At 57.0% G+C, this 26198-nt stretch carries 9 protein-coding genes and 1 pseudogene; 1 reads left to right on the top strand and 9 read right to left on the bottom strand.

Annotation, left to right across the window (positions count from 1 at the left end):
* Positions 1-391: 391 nt before the first annotated feature.
* Positions 392-1659, top strand: a pseudogene (locus tag ACSZO1_RS09100) (tyrosine-type recombinase/integrase).
* A gap of 423 nt (positions 1660-2082) precedes the next feature.
* Here the strand turns inward: ACSZO1_RS09100 and ACSZO1_RS09105 are convergent.
* The 9 genes from ACSZO1_RS09105 to ACSZO1_RS09145 all read right to left on the bottom strand — a co-directional run bounded on the left by ACSZO1_RS09105 (position 2083) and on the right by ACSZO1_RS09145 (position 26101).
* Positions 2083-4239: a TonB-dependent siderophore receptor gene (locus ACSZO1_RS09105; protein ID WP_437611693.1), complete on the bottom strand. Its 2157-nt coding sequence runs from the start codon at positions 4237-4239 to the stop codon at positions 2083-2085.
* Between the two features lie 153 nt (positions 4240-4392).
* Entirely contained in the window at positions 4393-6126 is a 1734-nt protein-coding gene (locus ACSZO1_RS09110) for an ABC transporter ATP-binding protein (protein WP_437611695.1), read from the bottom strand.
* On the bottom strand, positions 6123-7889 hold the full coding sequence (locus ACSZO1_RS09115) for an ABC transporter ATP-binding protein (protein WP_437611697.1): 1767 nt from the start codon (positions 7887-7889) through the stop codon (positions 6123-6125). Before ACSZO1_RS09115 ends, ACSZO1_RS09110 begins: the two co-directional genes overlap by 4 nt.
* The gene (locus ACSZO1_RS09120; protein WP_437611699.1) at positions 7886-13297 is read right to left on the bottom strand and encodes an amino acid adenylation domain-containing protein; all 5412 of its coding nucleotides are present in this window, start codon (positions 13295-13297) and stop codon (positions 7886-7888) included. The genes ACSZO1_RS09115 and ACSZO1_RS09120 overlap by 4 nt, the downstream gene beginning before the upstream one ends.
* Positions 13294-14694 carry an FAD-binding oxidoreductase gene (locus tag ACSZO1_RS09125; protein WP_437611701.1) on the bottom strand — a complete coding sequence of 467 codons (1401 nt, stop codon included), beginning with the start codon at positions 14692-14694 and terminating at the stop codon, positions 13294-13296. The genes ACSZO1_RS09120 and ACSZO1_RS09125 overlap by 4 nt, the downstream gene beginning before the upstream one ends.
* Entirely contained in the window at positions 14694-15404 is a 711-nt protein-coding gene (locus ACSZO1_RS09130; RefSeq protein WP_181853706.1) for a VOC family protein, read from the bottom strand. Before ACSZO1_RS09130 ends, ACSZO1_RS09125 begins: the two co-directional genes overlap by 1 nt.
* Positions 15397-17619: a Gfo/Idh/MocA family oxidoreductase gene (locus tag ACSZO1_RS09135; protein ID WP_437611704.1), complete on the bottom strand. Its 2223-nt coding sequence runs from the start codon at positions 17617-17619 to the stop codon at positions 15397-15399. The genes ACSZO1_RS09130 and ACSZO1_RS09135 overlap by 8 nt, the downstream gene beginning before the upstream one ends.
* Entirely contained in the window at positions 17616-18656 is a 1041-nt protein-coding gene (locus tag ACSZO1_RS09140; RefSeq protein WP_437611706.1) for a hypothetical protein, read from the bottom strand. Before ACSZO1_RS09140 ends, ACSZO1_RS09135 begins: the two co-directional genes overlap by 4 nt.
* Positions 18653-26101, bottom strand: a complete 7449-nt coding sequence (locus ACSZO1_RS09145; protein WP_437611708.1) for an amino acid adenylation domain-containing protein — start codon at positions 26099-26101, stop codon at positions 18653-18655. The genes ACSZO1_RS09140 and ACSZO1_RS09145 overlap by 4 nt, the downstream gene beginning before the upstream one ends.
* Between the last annotated feature and the right edge of the window lie 97 nt (positions 26102-26198).

Genomic DNA, 26198 nt, shown 5'->3' on the forward strand with positions numbered 1-26198 from the left:
TGTTACTATACGATAGCGGTTTCCAAAAGTTGACAGGTTTGATTTTCTGAGGTAGCAATTGTCAGTGATGTCTACTGGCGTAAACTGACGTAATTAATTGAATACAATTGACTTTTTACCCATACAGATTAAATAATGTTGGTAAAAATGCTGGTAAAAAATCAGTTAACTTTTTAAATCTCTATAACAGAAGGCGATAGATATGAAGTACGAGTCCAGTCAGAGAGCCAAATTCCTGCTTTCATGCATCCTTGCGAATCCTTATCTGATGTTGATTCAAGAGGTTAGCCTGAAAAGTCTTTCCGATGCATTTTCAGTTTTCCCTCTGCATCGGAAGAATTTGGTGGTCAGATTTGGGGTCAAGTTGGTTCGATGACGGAGTGACCCCCAAATGTCCCTTAACGACTCAAAAATCCGCAACTTAAAACCATCCGCAAAACCCTTCAAAGTTTCCGATTCTCACGGTCTGTATCTTCTTATCAAACCCGGCGGCTCACGTCACTGGTATCTCAAATATCGTATCAACAGAAAAGAATCCCGCATTGCACTGGGTGCCTATCCTGCCGTCTCCCTGTCTGATGCCCGCCAGCAGCGCGAAGGTATCCGTAAGATGCTGGCGCTGAACATCAACCCGGTAAAGCAGCGGGCCGCAGAACGCAGTGCCTGCCCAACGGAGAAGGTGTTTAAAACCGTGGCTCTGGCCTGGCATAAAAGCAATAAAAATGGTCACAGAATACCGATGACCGTCTGCTTGCCAGCCTGAACAATCATGTCTTTCCGGTTATCGGACATCTGTCAGTTATCGGACTTAAACCCCGTCATTTCATTGATCTGCTGAAAGGGATTGAAGAAAAAGGCCTGCTGGAAGTCGCGTCCCGCACGCGGCAGCATGTCAGTAATATCATGCGCCATGCGTTCCACCAGGGATTAATCGATAACAACCCAGCTGCAAACCTTGACGGCGTGACGGCACCACCTGCCAGACGGCATTATCCCGCCCTGCCGCTGGAGCGCCTGCCTGAACTGCTTGAACGCATTGAGGCATATCATCAGGGCCGTGAACTGACCCGGCTTGCCGTCCTGCTGACGCTGCATCTGTTCATCCGCTCCAGTGAATTACGTTTCGCCCGCTGGTCGGAGATTGATTTCAGAAACAGGGCCTGGACAATTCCTGCCACTCGCGAGGCCATTGCAGGTGTGCGTCATTCCGAGCGCGGTGCCAAAATGCGCACTGCTCATATCGTGCCCCTCTCAGAACAGGCCATCGCCATTCTGAAACAGATTAAGGAAATATCCGGTGTTTATGAACTGGTCTTCCCCGGCGACCATAACCCGTACAAGCCGATGTGCGAAAACACAGTCAATAAAGCACTGCGACTGATGGGATATGACACGAAAAAGGATATCTGCGGTCACGGCTTCCGGACGATTGCATGCAGTGCCCTGATGGAGTCGGGGTTATGGTCGCAGGATGCAGTTGAGCGCCAGATGAGTCATCAGGAGCGCAACACCGTGCGTCTGGCTTACATTCATAAGGCTGAGCATCTGGAAGCCTGTAAGGCAATGATGCAGTGGTGGTCGGATTATCTGGATACCTGCCGGGAAGCATATGTGCCGCCGTATATCCAGGGTCAGGAAGACAGCCACAAAGTGGCGTAATGCATCGGGCATAATAAGAACATGAATAATGCCGTATCAGCCTATGCTGGCACGGCATTATTCATTTATCGGCCACCTGCAGTCCAACAAAGCGAAGTTTGTTGCCCGCTTTGCGGATGAATTTCAGGCGCCCGACAGTTTTCATACCGCTTAAGTTCTAAATCGCCACCTGACGGCGGAAGGCCGTTCACTTAATGTATGCGTTCAGGTCAATACATCGCGCGCCCCCAGTAAGTACGGGATGGAACCTGAAAAACTTGATGCCTTAATTCGCAAACTCCGTCCCTTTGAGAACCTGCGAGTGGAACAGGTTAAGCACGCTATTGCCAGCGGGTTGCAGTTCGCTCGTTGATCTCGACGGAAACTCATTAGTAAGCGTCAGACACCTGATGCTGAATGGCCAAGTGTCTGGTGAAGTTATAACTAGAAATCCCAACTCAGCTTCGCTATCACCGCACGCTCTGCCCCATAGAAACAGCCCTGAGATTTGGTAAAGCAACTGGTAACGTACTGACGATCGGTAAGGTTTTGGGCGGTGACCTGAACTTTTCCACCTTTTAGATTGGGAGTCAGATGTCCCAGATCATAATGCACTTCGGCATCCATCACACCATAGCCAGCGGTGCTGAACTGGTTCTCCATCGTGCCGCCTTTGGTGCCATTGCTGAAACGCCCCCCCACACCTGCACTAAACCCGGAAGCAAAGCTGGACTCCGGCGCTTCCCAATTGACCCACAACGAACCGAAGCGGGTAGGTATACGCAGTGGGGTGCGCCCAACGACATCGCGATTGCTGTCCTGGGTATATTCCACATTCTGCCAGGTCATGGATCCGATGATGCTGAACTGGTCAGTCAGCTGGCCACGCGCTTCTAACTCGATGCCGCGGGAACGAATCTTCCCGCCCTGTACCGAGTAGTTGATGTTGTTGGGATCGGTGGTCAGTACTTTATCCTGCGTCAGGTTAAACGTGGCAATGGAAAAGAGTGCTGGCAGCACTTTGGGCTGATACTTCACCCCGGCCTCGTATAGCTCACCACGCGAAGGATCAAATGCATTACCGTTAGCGTCAACGGAATTTGTCGGCTGGAATGATTGAGCGTATGTGAAATACGGGGCAACACCATTATCAAACAGATAATTGACGCCGGCACGCCAGGTTGTGGCTTCATCACGCTGTTTGGTATCTGCGCTGTAACCCATTAAGTCAGTGGTACGCACGCTTGACCAGTCATGACGCACCCCCACCGTGGCGCGCCATTTTTCATAGCTCAATTGGTCCTGAGCATACAAACCGGTCTGTGTATTCATCAGCCGCGTATCCTGATAGTTTTCAGGCGTGCCGTAGATGGCCTGGCCATAAACCGGGTTGTAGATATCCAGCGTGGGGACATCATAAGAAGCGGCGTAATTGCCGTGCCCGGTAAAGCGATCCCAGCTCATGCCAACCAGAAGTTGATGATCAATATCCGCCGTAGTGAAATGTCCGAGCAGCTGATTGTCGAGACTGATGGTATTGAAATGCTCATCAGAAGCGGCGATTGATCGGTTGATGGTACGCATATCGTCCTGCAATCCGGCAAAAATCACTGCGTTATATTTTGATGTCATCTGACTGTAGCGACCATTCAGGGTGACGCCCCAGTCATCATTAAAGTAGTGTTCTGCGCTATAGCCAACAGAGGCCTGCTTACGCGAAAAGGTATTATGATCCGGCTCGCCTGGATAAGCGTCTGTCGGTAATTTACCGTTAGGATTGTATTTGGCCGTACCGGCAACAGGCAGGGAAGTCTGGGCTGCCATTTTAGGATCATTTTGCGCACGCGCATAAATCGTGAGCTTGTTATAGTAGTCAGGCTGAAAAGTAATGGAAGGCGCTAACGCCCAGCGCCGCATTTCGGTGCCCCGCTCCTGACCTTCTTTGGTAGTTACCGTCCCGACCACGCGGTAAAGTACCGTGCCGTCATCATTGACTTTTCCGCCAAAATCGAAAGAGCCGCGCTGATACTGATGATTCCCCCCTTCCAGCTCAACATGGCGAATGGTCTTCGCAGTGGGAAGTTTACTCTGCATCGCGATAATTCCACCCGGACTGGCCAGGCCATACAGCACAGAAGACGGGCCACGCACCACGATAATATTCTCCAGCAGGAAGGGGTCAACCTGTTGATAGCCATAAACAATCCCGTTGTTCATGCGCAATCCGTCGAGAAACTGATCGTTAAATCCGGTGGAACCGTAATTGAATCCGCGAATTGAGAACTGGTCAAACGCACTCACCCCACCCCATTGCTCCGCCGCCACGCCTGGTGTGTAACGCAGCGCTTCATTTAAAGAGCGAACGTTCTGCATATCCATCTGTTGACGAGTAATCACTGAGATCGACTGAGGTGTTTCCAGTAATGGCGTATCACTTTTGGTTGCGCTCTGACTGTGCGTTGCGACCAATCCACTGCTGTCGGCAGATTCGGCGACGACATTCATCGTCTCTTCTGCACTGGCCTGCGATGCCACCATGATTGCCATCAAGGCCAGGCTGAGTGGTTTCAGCGATGACCATTTCCGTGCCCTGTTTTGCATAAGGTCCCAAACCCCCTAAAAGGTGAAATGATAATTATTTGAAATGTTATAACATAACAATTAACGCGTAGTCATCTATTCTGTTTTTTTTGTTGTCAGTACAGGGGGGAATGGAGGCACTCGATATTACTGTGAGTGCCTGAAGAGAAAGGATTATCTGTCGTGGGTAGGATGCTGAGCCTCAATTAATGTCCGATAATGCCCCTCTTTTATGGCCATTAAGCTGGCGTGATCGCCACACTCAACGCAGCGGCCTTGCTCAATAAAGGCAATTTGGTCGGCTGCGCGAATGGTGGATAAACGATGCGCCACAATCACCACCGTTTTATCCGCCACCAGTGCGTCTATCGCTTGCTGTACATGGTATTCAGATTCACTGTCCAGCGATGACGTAGGCTCGTCCAGTAACACGACCGGAGCATCTTTAAGAATGGCACGCGCAATCGCCACCCGCTGGCGCTCTCCACCCGACAACGCACTCCCCGCTTCACCCGCCCGTGTCTCATAGCCCTGCGGAAGACTTTCAATGACGTGGTGAATATGCGCTTTACGTGCAGCGTTGACGATCTCCTCCTGCGTGGCGTGCGGTTTACCTAACGCAATGTTATTCGCCAGCGTATCGTCCATCAGCCACACATCCTGAAAGACCACCGAAACCTGTGCTAATAGCTGATCGGGGGGGATATGCTTTAACTCCGCACCTCCAAACGTGATAGTGCCCTGCTGTGGATCGGCAAAGCGGCTCATCAATCGGGTTAGCGTGGTTTTCCCCCCACCCGAGGGGCCGACCAAGGCTGTCAGGGATTTTTCCGCAATGTGTAGCGTCACATTCTGGAGTGCAGGTTTTTCCTGCTGCTGATAGTGAAAACTGACATTGTTCAGCGTAATCGCAAAGTGCTGTGGTTGGTGGAATGGCAGTTCAGTGATCAGATCCGCTTCGTTGAGCACCGCATTCACCCGCTGCAACGCCGCGTCCGCCAGTTCAAACAGGCGCACCATGGAAAGCCCCAATGTCAGAGGCTCGACCAGTTGCGCCACCAGCACCGTCAGGCAGAGCAGTGATGCCAGCGGCAACTGTTGCGTTGCGCATAATCCCATCCCCAACGCGACGGTAGCCACCAGAGTGAGCTGGATGATCAGTTGTGCTTTGGCAATCAGCCGCGCAGAATTGCCGCTTTGATGCTGCACCTGATGCTGGTGAGCAAAAACCCCGCGTAAACAAGGCGCGTTCAGGCCAGATCGGCTGCTGGCACGTAACATCGCCTGCCCCTGCACATACTCAACAATGGCTGCGCTGGCTGCCGCATCCACTTCATCAATGCGCAGAAAGTCCTGATTGGCATCACGCTGTGCCCGTCGTATCAGCGGCACGATGAGTCCTGTTCCCGCCAGAACCAGCGCCCCCAGACGCCAGTCCAGCATGAAGATCAACACCAGCACCACCGCAGGTACCACCGCCAGTTGAATCGCCAGCATAGCCAGTGAAGAGAGCGCCGTTGCCGCAAAGGTGACGTTATTGCCAAGGATCGTTGCCAGATCGCCGCTTTTTCGCTGGGCCAGCTGCTCCAGCGACATGGCACGCAAGCGATGTGCCAGCCGCTGACGCATGGCCTCCGTCACGCGATGCCAGTAGTCATAGACAAAAGCCATTTCACGCCAGCGCACCATGCCTTCAAGCAGCAGCAAGACAATGAGCACCACCAGCCAGCTCAGGATATCACGCACGGGCAGTGCGCCCGGTGTTAACACGAGCGAAAACAGCGGCAGTGTGATAATCCAGCCCGCGGCCTGCAACATCGCCGCCGCCACCGCACACGCTAACGTCCGGCGAAATGGCGCAGCGAACTCCCCTGCCACCGCGATCATGTTGTGATAAATGCGCATCATGCTTCTCCCTCGCGCTTTAACGTCCACTGACTGGCAAGCTGATAGTGCTGCCACAGCCGCGCGTAATAACCCCCCTGATTCAGCAGGTCAGCATGACGGCCTTGCTCAGCCACTCTGCCTTTGTGCATCACCACAATCACATCCGCGTCGATGACCGTTTGCAAACGATGAGCAATAGTGATCACAATGCGATCCGGCGCGAGTTGCGCCAGTGCCTGCTGAATATGCCTTTCGTTGTGTGCATCGAGATAAGAGGTTGCTTCATCCATCACCAGCACGGGCGCATTGCTCAGCAGTGCGCGGGCCAGGCTCACACGCTGACGCTGGCCGCCCGATAACGAGCTCCCTCGCTCACCGATCTGCGTGTTTAATCCTTGTGGCAGTGCCGAAACGATCTCGCTCACCCCCGTCGCGGCCATAACGTGCTGCAACGCTGCATCACTGGCTTCGGGCGCAGCCAGTCGTAGATTTTCCTCCAGCGTGCCACTGATAAGAAACGGCTCCTGTAATACCAGCGCCATCTGCTTCAACAACACATCACTGCGCATCTGGCGGATATCGCAACCACCCAGCATAATGCTACCCTCTGTCACGTCATAAAAACGCGGGAGCAGGCGCGCCAGCGTCGATTTTCCCGAACCGGAAGCCCCGACAATGGCACAGCGTGTTCCCGCTGCGAGCGTGAATGACACGTCGCTGAGTGCAGGCTGCGGCTGATCCGGATAGTGAAAACTGACCTTGTTCAGGCTGAGTGCGTGTCCTTGCGGTTGCTGCGGATGTAGTGGCTCTGGCAGCACGTCCTGCCGCAGCACCTCTTCAATGCGGCCTGAGGCCGCGCCAGCGTCATTCAGATAGTTAGCCAGGTGCACTAACGGTTCGAGCGCTTTGATGGGTAACGTACCCAACATCAACGCCAGCAGCCACTGCGCCAGGGTAACCTGCCCGGCTTGATACAGCACAAAACCTGCTATCATCAGCACCGCAGCCGTCGGTAACGCGGCACCTGCCAGACGATTGATTTTCCAGGGCACTTTGCTACCTGTCATCCAGGTTTCCACCGCCAACGTAAACTGTTGCAGCCGCGCGTTAAAGCGCCGCCAACCCGCGGCGCCATTATCAAAGGTACGCATGACCGCCATACCCTGCACCAGTTCAATCACCCCGGCATTGACTGACTCACTGGCCTCATTGTATCGGCTGCGTTGCTGGGGATTTTCACGCGCCATCATTGCCATACACACGAGGTTTATCGGCAAAAACAGCAACGCCACCAGCGCCAGCCGCCACTGCACCAGCGCCAGCACCAGCAGCGCGGCCAGCGGTTGACTCAGACTGGCACCGATAAACGGCACCGCATCCGCCACCGCAATGTGCAGCGCTTTAACATCCTCCTGGAGGATTTTACGTAACCGCCCACTGCCCCATTGTTGTACCACTCCAAGCGGTAAACAACTGAGGTGCTCCACAAGACGCTCGCGCAGTACTTCCTCTAATTGATAACTGGCTTCGTGAGCCCGTGCTTCTGCCTGTAAGCGTAACCAGAATGCCAGCACCAACAGCAGCACACTGCCGGTGAGGGCGATAAATGACGACGGTGGTAACATCGGGACAGACAGTAATGGCGTCACCGCCCATGCCAGCAGAGCTATGCCGCTGACGTTTAGCAAGCCCGCCACGCTGCCAAAAAGAAGTGCAAGGTTAAGTGAGCGCGCCACCTTCGGCACGCCTGCCACTAACCTGCCAGGCTGGCCCAGTAACTTCATTTCAGTCCCTCATTCACCCGCTGCGCCACGGCTTGTGCGTTGGGCGTATCGATGCAACTGAAGTGATTACCCGCAATCGAAGTGACCTGCAGTTCGCCCAGGCAGACGTTACGCCAGAAGTTCAGCGTATTGTCATCCATACCCGGTGCGAATCCAGAGCCCTGATTGGGCAACAGGAAGCGGATATCGCCGACATAAGTGCTGGGGGTGAAGTGCGCGGCACGGAAACTTTGGCGGAATACGCGGAACAGGCCCAGTGCCATTTCGGCTGGCATCTGCTGACCGGTGAACTGTTCAACACCCGCGACATAACGCGCAAAACGCTCTTCAATCGGTAATGCCTGCATCTGTTGGAAAAACAAGCCCGCCGCGCCGGGTAACTGCGCCAGCGCACCCTGCGGAATGCGGCCATGATGTTGCTCAATCACCTGCATAAAGCCCTTCACTAATGCATCGCCATCGACCTCACCGAAACCGGCCTGCGCCAGCGTAATGTGCAGATTGGGGATAAACAGCGATTCGATCATCAGATCATCCTGCACCTCGAACAGTACCGGATGGCTGCTGATCAGCACCAGGTCAGCGATTTCTGCGCCCTGCTCACTGAGGCGACGCGCCACTTCTACAGCAAACAACCCGCCCAGACAGTAGCCAATCAGCTGGAAGCGGCTATGTCCGGTGGCCAGCAGGCGTTGTGCGTAATCATCTGCCATGCGCTCAACCGCCTGTTGTGGGGACAAGGCGCAATATTGTGCGGTATCGGCAATCACAATGCCGATGACCGGCCCGCGCGGATCTTTCTCCAGCTCCGCCAGCATCGGGCGGAAGCAATCCATGGTACCCAGGCCGGCATGGAACACCACCCGCAGCGGGCCTTCACTCCCGCCCCCCATCGGCAGCAGAATACCGTTGCTGCCCTCAGCCCGCCCCTCGATTTCTGGCTGCAGTTTCTCTCCGGCTTGAGGCGCTGCGGCAGCCGCATCAGGCGCATGCTGCGAACGGATAGCCTGCGCCAGCGCGCGCACCGTTGGGCCATTCAGCATATGACGCAGCAAAACATCAAAGGGTATATCTCCCATCTGCCAGGGGTCAGCGGCCAGCACCTGCCGCAGCTTGCCTGCCATGCGTGCCATGATCAGCGAGTCAGCCCCCAGGTTATACACATCCTGGTCGAGCGCGATCTGTTTAATTCCAAGCGTTTCAGCCCAATGCTGGCACAGCAACTGCTCAAGCGCATCCCCCTGCGGTTGCAGGCCTGGCGGCGTGTCATGCTCTGCAGCCTCCTCGACCCACCAGTTGACGACTGTATTACGATCTACTTTTCCGTTTGCCGTTAGCGGCAGTGCTGCAACCGACTGAATCTGCGCCGGGATCATATAGCGCGGTAATTTCTGTTGCAGCGCATCAAGTAGCACTTGCGGATACAGCGGCAGACGATCGCGTTTGATTTGTTGTGCCAGCAAATGGAAGCCCTGATGATGCAGCACGTGACCTGGTCGCGGCAGGCACAGCACCGGATCACCGCTGACCGATTGCATCAGCGCCTGCCAGCCATGCTGATCAAGATAGCTCTCATGCTGACGTTCGCTGTCTTCCGGTGGCGTCATCATGAATGCCTGAGAAGCCATGATCCACGGACATTCACGCGTCGGCTCCGTCAGGATCACCCAGCCTTGTGGCGCGGTCAGTAACTGGATATTTTCCAGTGCCCGGCGTTGGTCACGGGCGTTTTCCAGTACCCCGGCGGCCAGCACAATATCAAAGCTCTCCGGGCAATAGCCCTGCGTGTGAACATCATCGTCAATATTCAGCAGGCCAAAATGCATGCCCGCTCGTTGGCCGTAGCGGGCACGCGCTTCAGGCAGGAAGAAGGCCGCCACATCAGTAAAGTGGTATTCAATCGTCTGTTCGCTCAACGCTGCCAGCACATCCGCCGTCGTGCCGCCAGTGCCTGCGCCAACTTCGAGGATACGTAAAGGCCGCTGGACGCGCTGCTGTGCAATCAGGCTCGTCAGGGCACTGACAGCCTGGTTCAGGTACTTCGCCATCAGATTTTCACGATACAGCGCCTGCACGTTGGTCAGTTGCCCCTGCGGGAACAGCAGCTTCTGAGCATCAATACGCCCTTCGAGCAGCCCGGAAAGATTCTCCAGGTTGCTGCGGATGTAAGCCAGAAATGCCGGGGCATCGAGCAGAGGTTGCCACAGCGCGTCAACCTGCTGCCAGCTGTAATCAGGCAAAGCGCCAGCCTGCGCAAGCATCGCTTGCCAGCGGCGCACCAGCCAGAAGAAGCGAGCATTCACGGGTGTTTCTCGTAGCTGAGCTTCACTGAACTCATCATTAAGACCATAAGATTGCAGCGTGTCGCGCATCTGTTGTAATACCACAGCATCCAGGGCTGTCATCGCCTGTTGTAACTGCGTAGCGGTGATGTTCTGCACAAGACCTGCGGTTGCGGTATCAATACGATCTGTCAGGCGGTCGTAATCCACGGGGTTCGCTGGTTGACGCTGCGCGCTGACTAATGCCAGAAGTTGTCGCTGGTTACCTTCGCCATGGGGCACCACGCAAGCACTCTCCACGCCCGGTAAAGCGCTAAGCGCCGCTTCGATTTCCCCGGGTTCGATGCGGTGACCTTTGATTTTGAGCTGATTGTCCGCGCGGCCAAGAAATTCCAGTTCACCGTTCGGCAGATAGCGGGCGCGATCGCCGGTCCAGTACAGTCGCTGTTGATCATGCGGATGATGGATAAAGTGGCGCGCAGTTTTCTCAGCATCTTTAAGATAGCCTTGCGCCAGTCCCGCACCGCTGATGTAAAGATTGCCAGGCAACCACACAGGGCAATCCGCCATGTTTTCATCCAGCACGCGGAAGCCCTGATTGCTGAGCGGCAGACCGTAAGGGATGCTGCGCCACATGGCATCACGGCCCTGCCAGCAGTGATAGTTAGACCAGATGGCTGCTTCAGTCGCACCACCGAGCGCTACCAGCTGAAGCTGTGGCAGACGCGTCGCCAGTGATTCCGGCAGCGTTAAAGGGATCCAGTCACCCGAGAGTAATGCCAGTCGCAAACTCGCCAGTTGCTGGTGCTGGAGCGCACTCTCCAGCATCTGCATCAGTGCAGGCACGCTGTTCCAGAGGGTCACTTGTTGTGATTCGATGCATTCAATCCAGTGCGAGGGATCGGTGGCGCGTGCCGGTTCAGGATAGATTACCGCGCCACCCACGCTCAGCGGCCCGAACAGATCATAAATCGCCAAATCAAAGCCGAGTTGCGCCAGCGCCAGCACGCGGTCGGTGGCCCGCACGGCGAAACGTCGGTTGATATCTTCAACTGTATTCCGTACCGCCTGATGCACCATCACCACCCCTTTGGGCTGGCCGGTGGAACCAGAGGTGTAAATGATATAAGCCGCATCGCTACTGCGTGACGCGTGTGGGTCCAGCAGAGGCTCGCTGGCGTTCAATGCATCCACATCAATACGCCACTCTCCACTGACGCCGCACTCTACTACCTGTTGCTGGGTCAGCACCCGTTGGATACCCGCGTTTGCCAGAATTTGCCGGCGACGTTCCGCCGGCTGTGAGACATCGACTGGCACCCAGACCGCACCCGCCGCCATGGCACCCAACACCGCCACGGCCTGCATTACGCCTTTTTCCAGAGTGATCGCGACCGGTTCGCCGATGGCAACGCCGTGCCGTTGCAGATGGCCAGCAATGCGCAAGGATGCGTCCGCCAGTTGACGGTAAGTCATCTGCTGCTGGGGATCGATCACCGCCAGCGCATCCGGGGTCAGGTGAGCCTGTACGAAGAATGTCTGGTGCAGCCCGCCCTCGGGTAGCGGTGCGCGGGTATCATTGACCTGCAACCGTTGTTCACGTTGCCATTCGGGGAGTGCAACCTGCGCGGTCTGCTGCCAAATCGCATCTTCTTGCGCCATGGCATTCAGCAGTGATTCAAAGCTGGCAAACAGATCGTCGATCATCCCCGACGGGAATACCCCGTCGCGCACATCCCAGTTGACCTGTAAACCGGCAGCACTGTCCATCGCCTGACAGTCGATAAACACCTGCGGCGTCTGGGTAATGCCACGGCCATCCAGTTTGCCCTGCAACGCATTTTCCGCATCGGCAGGCACCAGGCCGATGGCACTGGTAAAAACATAAGGCATCAAAGCGTAATCGCGCCCTTTGGCGCGAGCCAGTTCACGGATCACTTCGACGCCGGAACAAAGGCGATGATCCAGGTCATCATACAATTGCTGGCTGATGGCGCTGGCGCGCTCCGCCCAGCTCATTGGACGGCGTTGATCGACCTCCAGCAGGCTGACCGAGGTGAAATCGCCCACCAGACGATCCACCTGCTCATGCAGCGGCTGACGATTAAGTACCGTCAGATTCAGGCAGAAGTGTTCGCTGACAGACCAACGCTGCAGCACGCTGGCATAGGCGGTTAACACCGCCGCTGTAGGGGTAATACCGCACTGCGCCGCCTGCTGTTTGAGTGCCGCCCAGCGTTCCTCCGGCAGTTGCAAAAAACGTCGTGTAAAACGTGCGGGCTGTCGTTCCTGTGTATCAAGCAACGGGAGCTGCGGCGAGGCTGGCAACTGAGGAATACGCTGCTGCCACCAGGCGCGATCGCGTTGGGCCGCCGGTGACTCATCCCTGCCGCGCTCCGCCAGCAGATAATCGCGGAACTGAATCGTTAGCGGAGGCAACGGCTGGTCAGGATGCTGGTAACGCGCTTCAAACTCGCCCAGCAATAGCCAGATACTGGCCCAGTCGGCAATCAGGAAGTCCATCGATAAATGCAGCACGCTGCGTGCCGGCAACTGCGACAGACTCAGGCTGAACAGCGGCCACTGCTCGGGCTGGTAGAGTCGATGCCCCATCTGCTGCTTCACGCTGTCCAGCAGCGCTTCTCCCTGCTCTGCTCCGCTACTCGCGCAGTCAATGATCAGTTCCGGCACATCGGGTAAAACGCGCTGGCTGCCACTGCGATCAAATACCGCGCGCAGCATGTCGTGTCGCGTGACCAGCTCATTCCAGATAGCGCTGACTCTGGCATGTTGCAGCGGTGGATAATTCACCTCCAGATAAACATGGCAGGCTACACCGCCATAGCCAAAGGCATCATTACGCCCGACCAGATACGCTGCCTGCACCTGGCTCAGTGGAAACGGTGCGAAACGCGCAGTCTCATCGGCTATGAGCGTGGTCTGCTGCTGTTCTCCGGCGAGAATGGCTAACACATTGGCTTTATGGGCCTTCAGCGTGTGTAAATCATCCGCTGAAATCACACCCTGCGGCGCACGGTAGTTTAGCTTGCCATGCTCCTCCCACAGTTGTGCGCCACGGTTGCGCAGGCGTTGAAGCAGTTCAAAGGCGATGGAATGGTCAGTCATGCTAAATCCTCCTTGCCCTGAGCCATCACGCGGGATGACCGGGGCGGAATATTGACGTTAAAACGCAGGCGATTAGTCGGGTCGAATCTCTGTTTGAGTGCCGCCAGGCGTGCCCAGCCGCTGCCATACGTGGCCTGCGCCCAACGCGGTTCATGGTCAGGCAGCAGGTTGGCGTAAGGACCGCAGCTCACCGCTTGCAGCTGTTGCCAGGCCTCAATGGCGGGTGCCAGCATCGCTGGGTTATCGGGTTCGCCGTACCACTGGGCACAGACTTCAACAAACCAGTTGGCATCTCGATGAACAAACGCGGTTGCGCCCGCCGGGGCACGGGCAATGGCACCGCCAAGGGCACCAAACACCAGCGAGAAATTCGGGCCAGCACGCTGGAACAGCGCCAGCAGTCGTTCGAGCGTGTCATCATCCAGTTCACGCAGCAGTTCGCCACGGTTGTAAACATGCTGCTGTAGGTAGTTGGGCGCCGAGGGCAGAAGGCGCTGATAATCGACGTAACGCATCGGTTGCAGCGTGTCGCACAACGCGCCCACCTTGAGGGGCGCAAGCACTTGTTCCGCCTGCTCTGGCGCACCAAACCAGGTGGGAATGAGCATGATACTACGCTCAAAATGCAGTGATTCTGGCAAAAATGGCAGCGGCGGTGCCGTCCAGACAAGGGCAATCAACGAGGCCTGATCCGGTGCCTGCGCCAGCCAGTTACGTGCCCGGCGCAACACAACAGGAATGTCCCGTGCGGGCCACGCGAGCACGCCGGCCACGACGCCCTCAACGGGATGCAATTGAAACGTAAAACGCGATACCACGCCAAAATTGGCGCCCGCGCCGCGCAAACCCCAGAACAGTTCAGCATCGTGCTGTGGGTTCACTTCCAGCACGTCACCGGACAACGTAACCAGCTCGCAGCTCACCAGGTTATCGCTGGTCAGGCCAAACTGGCGCGACAGGTCACCAACGCCGCCGCCCAGGGTGTGCCCGGCGATACCGATCGTGGGATTACGCGGGCCGGGTACCGCCAGACCGTACGCCTGTGTTGCCGCATCCAGTTCGCCCCAGGTGGTCCCAGGGGCGACGTGCGCCAGGCGTTTATCCGGGTCAATAGTGATCTGATTCATGCGGGACAGATCAAGCACCAGCCCATCCTGGCAGGTGCCGTAACCGGCCACGTGAGCGCCACCACCGCGCAGCGCAACCGGCAGTTGCTGATTCTCCGCCAGTTGCAGTGACTGTTGAATATCCTGCACGCTGACGCAGCGCACAATCGCGGTGGGCCGGCAGTCAATACGGGCATTACGTACCCGGCGAGCAACTTCGTATTCCGCATGCTGCGGCAACAGTAAATCCCCTTCCAGCACCTGCTGTAAGGCAGAAAATAGCTCGCGCATTACGCCTCCTGCGACGGGTTAAATAACGACTGAATAAAATCGGATGTCTGCGGCAGTGCCTGCCACCCCTGTAAAACCACGCTGCTGACATAGCGCCGCTCACCGTGCTGACTATTGAGCCAGCGGTCCGCAGGCAACAGGCGTTGCAACTGGCAGTGGCTGGGCAGCGGTATATGAAAATCCACCCGGGCCACGGCGCGTGCGCCATTGGCATGCCGGACGCAAACCGGCCGCTGCAGCGGGTGGTAATGAGAGACGATAAACGGCAGATGGTTACCGCGCGGCATCATAAAGCAGTAGTTCACCCTTTCACCCTGTACCGATTTACGGCTGCCGTTTACGACGCGCGAACCTGCCAGCGCCTGCTGACGCAAATGCTGGCTGACGTTATCCAGGCTAAGTGGCGCTTCGGGCTGATACTGTTCAGGTTCCAGAGCCACATCACACCAGCCCTCGCCAGCTTGCGCCCAATCTCTAAGACGCTGACCGGCGCTGGAACCGAAGCGCCAGCCAAAGGGATAGCTCAGCCAGCGGAACCAACGCGGCAGTTCAAAGAACTCCAGAAACGGCCCCTCTTCAAACCACACCAGAGCATTGTGTGCCCGAGCCGGATCGCCCCCCCACTGCACGCTGAACCCAGCCTGTTCAAGCTGGGCTACGCAGGCACGAATGTTATCGACTTTGCAGAGAATATGGCTGCACCTAAGCATTGCCTGGCCTCCGCGCGATAAACAGACACTGTCCGAGCGGTGCGAGCACATGCCCCTCGTCGGGCAGGCAAGCCTCACAAATCAACCCGGCGCGCTGCAGCAGATCCTGCCACTGCTCTGGTGAGAGAAAACGCTGTTCACTGCGCTGCCGGTCGTCCTGTGGTGGCGGCATCATAAAGGCCTGTGAGGTGAGAATTTCCAGATGTTCCCGCGTCGGTTCGGTGATTAGCATGACACCGCCCGGTTGTAACACCTCAGCCAGCCAACGAATGGTTTGCTCGCTGTTCTGTGCATTGTTCAGTACCCCCGCCATTACCAGCAGATCCTGGGAATCTGCAGCGACGCTTTGTTCGGTCAGGGGGCGGTCAATATCGATCAGTGCAGTCGAGAGCCAGGAGAGATGGCTATAGCGCTGTTGCGCATTCACCAGGAAAAAGCGTGAGACATCGCTAAACAGCCAGTTGAGCGGCGGCGTTTCCCCATACACCTCATGCAGCCGTTCCCGTACCTGTTCGGTGGTGGCACCGGTGCCTGCGCCAATCTCCAGTACTTTTAGCGGTGCCGCTCGCTGGCTGAGCTGCTTCAGGACCCAGTCGGCAATCAGGGTGTTGAGATAACGGGCGGTGATGGTATGGCGATAGACCGCATCGGCTATATCGTTACGGCCTTCCGGGAACAGCAACAGTGCCGCCTTCTGTTCGCCGCGCATCAGCTCACCCAGCTTTTCCGCGTTTTGCCACAGATAATCGATAAATGTGGCAGAGCCCAGGCGGTTGTCCCACACCCTGTGCACCGCCTGCCAGCTGTGATGCAGCTCGGTATAGCCGATCGTTCGTCGGCAAAAGTAGTGCGCGCCTCGTTGCATCACCAGACCGGCATCGGCCAGCAGCATCAGCCAGCGTCCAATCAGGGCGTGATGCGCTTCGGCCACCTGGAGTTGTTGCAAAATCCCTGGCAGGTCGTGACCCTGATCGGGATGCGTCAAGGCGCCTCCCTGTTGCAGACTAAACAGCATGGCGTTCAGGCAAGCTTCATCCATCCGCGCGACAAAATCCGTCACCTGCTGAGCAGTAATGCCACTCACCAGCAGCTCTGCCCGCTGGGTAAAATCCCACTGTGGGGTGGCTTTGCGTTCCAGCCCGGTCGTGACAGGCAGCAAGGTACGCGCCAGAGGTTCAAACCGCTGGTCCGGATTTAGGCGCGGATAGCCGAGTGTTTTGGTCAGCGCCTGCCACATCTGACATTGAGCTAACAGGGATTGCGGACTCCAGCGGGGGGCATCAGGAGACAGGATGCTCTCCGCCAGCGCCAGTAAATCTTGGGCAATGGCTTCTGGCCAGTGTTCCGCCAATGTGGTGCGCCAGCTGGCACGCTGGACCTCGCCGATAATGGCGCTGGTCTCTTCCATCAGATGTGCTGATTGCGGGCTGCTAAAATCGCGGTCGCGTTTTACCGCCTCAGGGATATGCAAACGCGGGAACCACATCACGGGTCCATGTGTATCGATCAACGATAACCGTCCCGCGGGCAAGCCCAGCGTGATCTGTTGCAACAGCTGGAAATGGTTGTCAGGGTCCTGCGGATCGACTTCGTTATGTACACTCAACGTTAAGGGGATTCCGGCCAACTGTCCCTGCACCACCTGGAAAGGTGCCTCTGGTAATTGTGCCTGGGCATGAAACTGCCACGGGCGAGGTGCACCAAGGGCTTCCACCAGTATCGCGATCAGTGGGAACGCCACCTGGCTGGCACACGCAGCATCAATAAACTGAAGCTTTTGCCGCCGCAGTAGGCGGTGGGCAGACTGAATGAACTGCTGCACCGCCGGCAGATGTGGATAGAGGTTGCCGACCCGATACTGCACACCGAATTCACGCGCTGAGCGCAGGTTCGCCACCACCTCATCATGATGTACGGGCTGCTCCTGAATGATATGAATGCACCTGGCCATCAGTTGCTGTGCCAGAACGCTGCCTGCACCGCCCATCACGGTAGCACGCAACACCACGCAGGCCAGGTCAATGTCTTCAGGTAATGAGGCGATATCGGTGTAGAGCGGAATGTCATAGCGTTGCGCGCAATCACGGCTACGTTCGCTGCCGCTCGCCAGTAGCCCCACCACTTTAAAGCGCAGTGGATAACGCTGCAGTGCTGCCAACCAGAACTGGCCAAAAGTGGAGCCACACACCAGCACCTTTAACGGTACCGCGTTCATAGCGCACCTCCGCTCATTTCGTTTAAATGCTCAATCCCGCGGTCAAACAACTCAATATCAATACCGATTTGCTCCTGGCAGAACAGCAGCATGAACGCTTCGATATCGATGCATTCGGCTGCCAGCCCCAGGACTGGCTCAGGTGACTTCAGCAGCCATTTAGCGCATGCCGCCGCACAGGCGGCGGTTAACTGAGCAATGCCCGGCGCTCTCAGCAATAAGGTTAACGTGGTGCTAGTGCCCTGACGCACGCCATCTACCTGGATCAAAAAGTTAACCCATGCATGTCGACCCGCCACATCCAGTGTCGCCCCCTCCACCACCGCCTGTATTGCTGCCTCTCGTGGTAATACACGCGCTGTTTCTAACGCGCGGGCCAGGTGTTCACCATCAAGCGCGAGATACCATCGACTGTAACGAAGCGCCAGTTGTTCGGTGACCCGGAGCGACTCCTCATCTTCATACGGCTGCAGCAGCACCGGGCGTGGAAAGAAAGGCAGGATGACGTTGGACTGTCGCCGCGGCAGGGTATGCTGAGAGGCTGGCGTGCGCAGCACACCCTCAAGATAGTCTTCTGCTCCGCCTGGGGTGAAACGATCAAACACGCCAAACCAGCAGTGCAACACATCGACGCGGTCAAGCGTACGCGCCAGCCACACAGGAAGAATGCCGGACAAGCCTGGCAATGCGCCTGCTGCGAACAACGCGCTGCCCGGATGCCGTCCAACCGGAGGTTTTAACGCTGCCGGACAATCAATTCCTCCTGCGTCAACCAGCGGAATACCTGCGGCATGCAGTCGGTTCGCCACCTGTTGTGACAGCCGTGCCGAAGGCGCAGCACAGTTCACGATCAACCGACAGTCGGTGGCGAAAGCCATGAGACTTTCTTCGTCACTTACATCCACATAGCAGCTTTGGGCCCAGGCGACAGGTTGCGGGTGACGCCCTCCCACGCGCAGCGAAGTTTCCCCCCACTGATGCAGGATACGTGCGACCTCGCTGCCTACGGCACCAAATCCTCCCAAAATACCAATCACAGAACACCTCCTTCCATGGTGGCAGCCTGAGCCTGCTGTGCCTCAATCCCGGCAGCCATTGCCTGCAGGCCAGGTGCGCTAAAGATTTTTCGCAGCGCGATATCGACGGCAAATTCATCACGGATAAGGTTAATCAGGCGTGTGGCCAGCAAACTATCCCCCCCTAATTCGAAAAAGCCCTGCTGGCGGCCGATGTGCGGCGTAATGCCAAGTAATGTTCCCCATAGCTGAGCTAGTTTTTCTTCAGTTTGACTGAGTGTTTCCTGCTGTTGTTGTGACCTGGGCAGATTGTCATACAGTGATTGCAGGCGCTTACGATCAACCTTACCGTTTGCGGTCAATGGCAGATGTGTCAGCAGAACCAACCGCTCCGGCACCATGGCTTTGGTCAGTTTTTCCGCCAGCTGACTCGACCAGTTATCGGGCAGCGTATGATGATGTGAAGGGCGTAGAGTTAAAGTGGCGGCGAGACCGCTGAGGTTGCACTCACAGGATGTAAAACCACTGGCCTGAGCTCGTTGCAGCCATACCGCGCCAGTACGCAGCGGATCTTTTCTGCTATTGCCATATCCTCCCGCCAGCAGCCCGGCGCTGATCATGGCAACCGGTGTCAGGCACTGTCGCTCCATCATCCACAGCTCTCCTGTAGGCCTCAGCAACTGAGAAGCTGCCTTCAGCCCATGTAAGGGTTGGATGTAGCGGTGCAACGCATTCGCCGCCAGCACGATGTCAGCCGAGTTTTGCAGTTCTTCCGGCACATACAGTTCATTCAGCAACATGAAATCGATCTGATGACCACTGTTTGCGAGTTGAGCCCGCGCTTGCTCCAGCGCCAATGGGGAGGATTCCAGCAAGGTGTAATGCACGCTGCCCTGCGGCAGGCGCGCCAGCAGCGCAGCGCTGTGCTGACCGCTGGCCCCGTTGAGTTCCACGATGTTGATCGGCTTGCCGCTCTGGTGGTGCAGGCTGTTAACATGCAGCGCCAGCTGTGACAACCATTGCCGTGTCTCATCATCCGCGGCCGACAGGCTGGCAGGGCTGAATACGCTGTCGGTCAGCAGTGCGACATGGTCCTGCTCACCCCGCAACATGGCGCGCCAGCTGGCATAACGGGTGCGTGCCGCAACGATCTGCGCCGTTTCAGGTCTGGCGATCACGGCAGCGGTTCCAGTGGCAATGTAGTGTGTATCCTGTGGCTGAACCACACCACGCGACACCAGCCATTTCAGCCACAGCTGCAGCACCTGCTCGCCCTTTTCATCGGGCTGAAGCGCGTTCACTTGCCAGACGGCACCGACTTCCGCGGGCAGTTGCAGGAGCTCCGTCAGAATGTGTTCGGCCACCGCTGATTCATACTGCAGCAGACCGCGTTGAGTACTGTCAGGATGGAATACCTCATCCTGCTCGACACGGGTAGGGGTGTGGGGGGCGACGGCAGCTACAAGTCGCTGTGTGATGCCATCGTGCCACAATGAGACCACCGCCTGGTCGATGCCTTTAAGCGTCTGCAATGCCTGTTCAACCTCACCGGCCTCAATGCGATGGCCGCGCAGCTTCATCTGCGTATCCAGTCGACCCATGAACTCCAGCGTACCGTCTGGCCAGTAGCGGCCGCGGTCGCCGGTACGATACCAGCGCTCGCCATCAAGCACAGGGAAACGAGCCTCAGTCAGCGCTGGATCGCCGAGATAGCCGCGAGCCAAACCCGCACCGCCGATGAGCAGTTCGCCTTCCACCCAGTCAGGACAATCGGCATTGACCGCATTAAGCACACGCCAACGCTGATTATGTAGCGGGTAACCATAAGGGAGCGAACGCCAGTCAGGTTTGATCGTGGTCACCGGGAAAATGTTTGACCAGATAGCGGCTTCAGTGGCGCCCCCCAGCGCCAGTAAACAACATCCCGGGGCGCTCATTTGTAATCTCTCTGGCAGCGACAGGGGGATCCAGTCACCGGAAATCAACGACGCCCGCAGCGCAGGCAACGTGACGTTCTGCGCGGCTGTCAGCAGCATCTCCAGCAGCGCTGGCACCGAATTCCACAGAGTGACCCGATGAGTTTGCATTAAGTGTATCCAGTGAGCTGCATCGCGACGGTACTCCTCATCCACCATCACTAGCGCAGCCCCGCAGCCTAACGGCGCAAACAGATCAAATACCGAAAGATCAAAATCGAGTGCCGAGAGCGCCAGAATGCGGTCTTGCGGCTGTATCGCCAGTCGCTGGCGCAAATCGTGCACCGTGTTATGGCTGGCGGCGTGGCACATCTCAACGCCTTTAGGTTCTCCGGTCGAGCCAGATGTGAAGATGACATACGCCAGCTGTTGGGGAGAGATTGCTACCGGATGAGCCAACGCCGCGACTTCCGTCTGCACAGCCTGATCGCCGGTCAAGGGCGTGTCCTGATCGAGCATCAGCCGTACGTCAGCCCGTTGCAAAATCGCCTGTTTGCGTGCCTGTGGCTGATCGATACCAATCGGTACCCAACTGGCCCCCGCAGCCAACACCCCCAGCACCGCGATCACCTGCTGCGGGCCTTTCGGCAGTGAAATCGCCACCCTATCGCCCGTCAGCGTCCCCTGCAGTTGCAACCAGTGCGCCAGTTTCAGCGCCTGCTGTGCCAGCTCAGCATAAGAAAGCTGACAGGTTTGCTGCTCTTGCATCCAAATCAACGCCACCTGCTGCGGTGTCTGACTGGCCTGATGGAAAAAAGCGTGATGCAATGTTTCCGCTACATAGGGGCGATGTGCAGCGGCAGTGATTGCCTCTCGCACCTGACGCTGGGGCACAGGCAAGAGGTCGGGAAGCGACTGCAGCCAGTTATGGTCACATAAATGATGGATGAGCTGCTGATAGGCGGTGAACATCGCATCCAGCATACCCGCCGGGAACAGAACCTCTACCGCATCCCAGACCAGCGAGACACCGCCTGCCAGCTCGGTTAACTGGTGATCCAGCCAGACCTGCGGCGTTTGTGACAGGCCATAAACGGGTTGACTGAAGATGCCCTGCTCCGGTTCTGCGCTAATTCCCAAAGCGCTGGTAAACACCACTGGCATCACCAGTTCAGGCGCCTGATGCAGACGAGCCAGTTCACGGAGTACCTCAACGGCTGAGAGCGAACGGTGATCCAGCGCGCTCCACATATCGCGTTGTACCTGGCAAACTTCATCCAGCCAGCCGCCGTCGGCATGACGACACGGCACCAAAACCAGCGAAGTGAAATCACCCATCACCTGGGTCATATCATCGTGGCCTTCAGGACGATCAAACAGGGTCAAATTGAGGGTAAAGTCCGGCTGATGGCTCCAGCGCCGCAGTACTGTCGCAAATGCGTTGAGCATCACCGCTGAAGGTGTTACACCGTGTTGGCGGGCTTTTCGCATCAGCTGCTGCCAGCGCTCCGAACCCAGCCAGTACTCACGGCGGGTAAACTTCGGTACCGATATCGCTTCAGGTTGCCGGGCCAGCGGCAACTGCGGAGCCAGCGGCAGGTGGTCGAGACGTGGCCGCCACCAGTCCCAGGCAGCCTCACGTTGCGCCTGCTGTGGCAGGCGTGCCAGTAGCGCATCACGGAACTGAACAGCGGGGACGGTCGGCAACGAACGCTGATGATAGAGCGCGTCCAGTTCCTGATAGAACAACAGGATACTGAGCGCATCAAGGATCAGGTTGTCGATAGCAATTGCCACTCGATACTCTTCACCCCGCTGCGCCACGCTGACGCTAAAGAGCGGCCAGTGCTGCGGATCGAAGCTGTGTGAGGCATATTCTGCGCGTTGCAGACCAATGTTATCTTCACCCGGCTGGTTGAACAGCGGGATCTGATAGTGCGGCACCTCTTTTTGAACCTGCTGCTGGCCGTTACTGAATACCGCCCGCAGCATGTCATGGCGCACAATCAACTGGTTCACCGCGCGTTCCAGTTGTGCGAGATCCAGATGATTAACCTCAAATTCACGATAGAACGTACAGCCAATGCCGCCCAGCGCAAACTCATTTTCCCGGCCAAACAGGTAAGCCTGCTGCACATCCGTCAGCGGGAAGGTATCGTAACGCCCGTTAGCATCATGAACGATGGCAGGCGTGGCGGTTGTCGGTTGATTGCCGCTCAATGTCTGGCAGAAATCTGCCAATACCGGATGAGCAAAGAGTTTTGAAAGGGTAACATCGCTAAATCCCTGGCGACGAAGTTCTGCCACGGCACGGGTAGCCAGCAGTGAATCACCGCCTGCCATGAAGAAATTATCCTGACGACCCGGTAATATACCGAGTGTTTTATGCCAGATCGCAGCCACCTTTTGTTCTACACCTGGCAAGGCAGCCTCGTAGGTATGGGCCGTTTCCGGTGTAAGGTCGGCCAGTAACTGTCGCAGTAAATTGCGATCAATTTTGCCGTTGTGGCTGAGCGGAAGTTCAGACAGTGCCACCAGTCGTTCCGGTACCATTTCCTGCGGCAGATAACGTTGCAGATGCTGACGCAGCGCCGCACTCTCCACCGGCTGCTGGCTGGTATAGGCCGCCACCAGATGTTGTTCATCATCGAGCAGAACAATGCCGCGTGCCACGCCTGGGTGGGAAATCAGCGCGGATTCAATTTCGCCCAGCTCAATACGGTAGCCCCGCACTTTCACCTGATGATCGCGCCGCCCCAGAAACTCCAGAGAGCCACTGGGGTGGTAGCGTGCTAAGTCGCCGGTGCGATACCAGCGTTCACCCTTCTCTACGACAAAACGGTCGGCGGTACGCTCGGGATCGTGGCGATAGCCCAGCGCAACGCCTGCGCCGCCAATCCACAGTTCACCGCTGACCCAGTCACAGCGATCCCGGCCCAGGCTGTCCACGACACGGCAACGAACGTTGTTAAGCGGATATCCGTAAGGCACCGAGCGCCATTCAGCCGGCACAGTGGTGATCTCCTGAACCGTCGAGTGGATCGCCGTTTCAGTCGTGCCGCCCAGCGCAATACAGCGACACTGCTCAGCGACTATGCGTAACTTCTTCGGCAAATCAAGCGGGACCCAGTCGCCGCCCAGCAGCACAATCCTGAGTGGTAACGTAAGGTTATCCGCAGCGGCACTGGTGAACGTCATCTCCGCAATGGCGGGCACACAGTTCAGTACGCTGACCTGATGCTGCCGTATCAACGTCACCCAGCGCTGCGCGTCGCGCCAGCTCTCATCCTCAATGCATACCACCGCCCCACCCACTGACAGCGGCGCGAAGATATCGTACACCGCCAGGTCAAAGCTCAGCGCCGACACCGCCAGAGTGCGCATGCGATCGCCCAGTGGATAGCGGCGGTTAAGATCGTCGATGGTGTTTTTAGCTGCCAGATGGCTGATCTCCACCCCTTTCGGCGTGCCGGTTGAGCCAGAGGTGTAAATAACGTAAGCCAGATGCTGCGGATCGCTGTGAGTGACTTCCGCCAGAGGGAGCCGCGAATCTTCATCCGGTAGTTGGTCAATAACCTGTTTCACCCCGGCATTTTGCAGGATGGCTTTAATGCGCTGCTCCGGTTGCAGGTGGTTGAGCGGTAGCCACGCAGCACCGCTGGCAAGTACCCCCAACACCGCAATGATCTGCTCCTGTCCTTTGGGCAAAGCGATCGCCACCAGTTCCCCTGGCTGCACGCCCTGATTGAGCAGATGCGTCGCCAGGCGGCGTGCACGTTCAGCCAACTCACCATAACTGAGCACCTGATGGGGTCCAAACAACGCGGGAGCTTCCGGCTGCAGCTGTGCCAGACGAAAGAAAGCGCTGTGCAAATCGCTCTCAGGTAAAGGGGCATCGGTGGCATTCGCCCGCTGGCGTACGACCTGTTGTGCTGAGGGTAACGCACTCTGCACCGGCTGTTGCCACGCCTGTTCACTGGCGATGAGTGCCTCAATCAGCCCTGTAAATTGATTGAACATCAAATCAAGCATGCCCGCTGGAAAACGGGACTCACGCGCATCCCAGTTCACCAGAATACCTTGATTTAACTCGGTAATTTGCGCATCCAGCCACACCTGTGGCCCCTGTGAAACAATCCAGCCGGGCTGCCCAAAGGCCTGCTGGACGCGTTCGCTGAACAGCTCTCCCAGTCCCAAAGCGCTGGTAAATACCACGGGAGCAAACTGCTGCTGACCGCGCACGCGTGCCGCTTCACGCAGCACTTCTACGCCGGAAAAACAGGGATGTGCCGCATCCTGACGGAACTGCTGTTGCAGGCGTTGCGCGCGTTCAAGGAAACTGCCGGGGTTGCTGCCCCGCCATTCCAGCAACACTGACGAAGTGAAATCTCCCACCAGCGCAGGTACGCTGGTGTGCAGGGGTTCACGATTGAACAACGGCAGGTTAAGAATGAAATCTTCGTCGTCACTGAACTGTGTCAGCACTTCGGCAAACGCAGCGGCAATCATCATCGGCAAGGTCAGTTGGTGTTCACGCGCACTGGTCTCCAGCTGTTGACGGGCCCTGGCATCAAACCAGCGATGGCGACGGACCACCGTCTGCTGCGCATTGTCCGGGTTTAACCCAACGCTGGGTAACGTCGGTGCGCCAGGCAAATCGGCTAAACGCTCCAGCCACCACTGCTTGTCTTGTGCGTAGCGCGCCTGCTGCTGCGGTTCCTGCAGCCAGGCGTGGCGTAGTTGTTGATACTGGCAATACGAGAGATCCAGCACAGGCAGCGGCTGTTGCGGATCCAGATAGAGCCTCGCCAGATCGTCCAACAGAACGCGCAGGCTCAAGGCATCCGCCGCGATCATGTCGAGATTAAAATGCAGGCGGCAACCACCACCGAGGGCGGCGGGCTTATGCGTCACACGCACATCAAACACCTCGCCTTGCGCAATATTTAGCTGGCGATGTGACAGCGCGGCGCGAATCGCCTCCATTCGCAGGGTGGCGGTATCTGCTGTCTCCTGGCGTAAATCATATTCCCTAAGCCCGGGCCACTTCGCGTGTTCAAGAACCTGCTGCTGCCCCTCCTCCAGAATGGCCACCCTTAGCATACCGTGACGGGCAATCAACTGATGTACCGCATTTTCCAGGCGTGCAACATCCAGTTGCGGTAGATCGAACTCATGGTAGAAATGCGCAGCAACGCCCCCCAGATGCTGAGCACTGTCGCGTCCCACCCAGTATGCATGCTGCATGAGCGCCAGAGGGAAAGGTTCGTTTTCATCTGTGCCTGGCAACACTGCCTTTTTTTCCTGCTCCGCGGGTGGTGTTTGTTTCGTCATCAAAGCCAGCCAGGCATCCAGGCGTGGCTGTTCAATCAAGCGGGCAAACGACACATCGTAACCTTGCCGACGCCACATAGCGGCCAGTTTCATCATCGCCAGTGAGTCGAGCCCGAGGCCGATCAGGTCGCAGTCATTAGCGAGGCGATCCGGCAATATGCCGGGGAGAAAGGGGGCCATATCTGTGCATATTTTGTGCTGAAGGGTACTTGCCATAGTCCTTGTCCTTCTCTCAATTACATCATAAAGCCATTAAAAAAATTTATATCGCAGGGTTGGCTTAACGTATTGCCGCAAATATTTATATGTTATA

It is taken from the genome of Erwinia sp. V71 (genome assembly GCF_965644245.1).
In the GTDB taxonomy this organism is placed as follows: Bacteria; Pseudomonadota; Gammaproteobacteria; order Enterobacterales; family Enterobacteriaceae; genus Erwinia.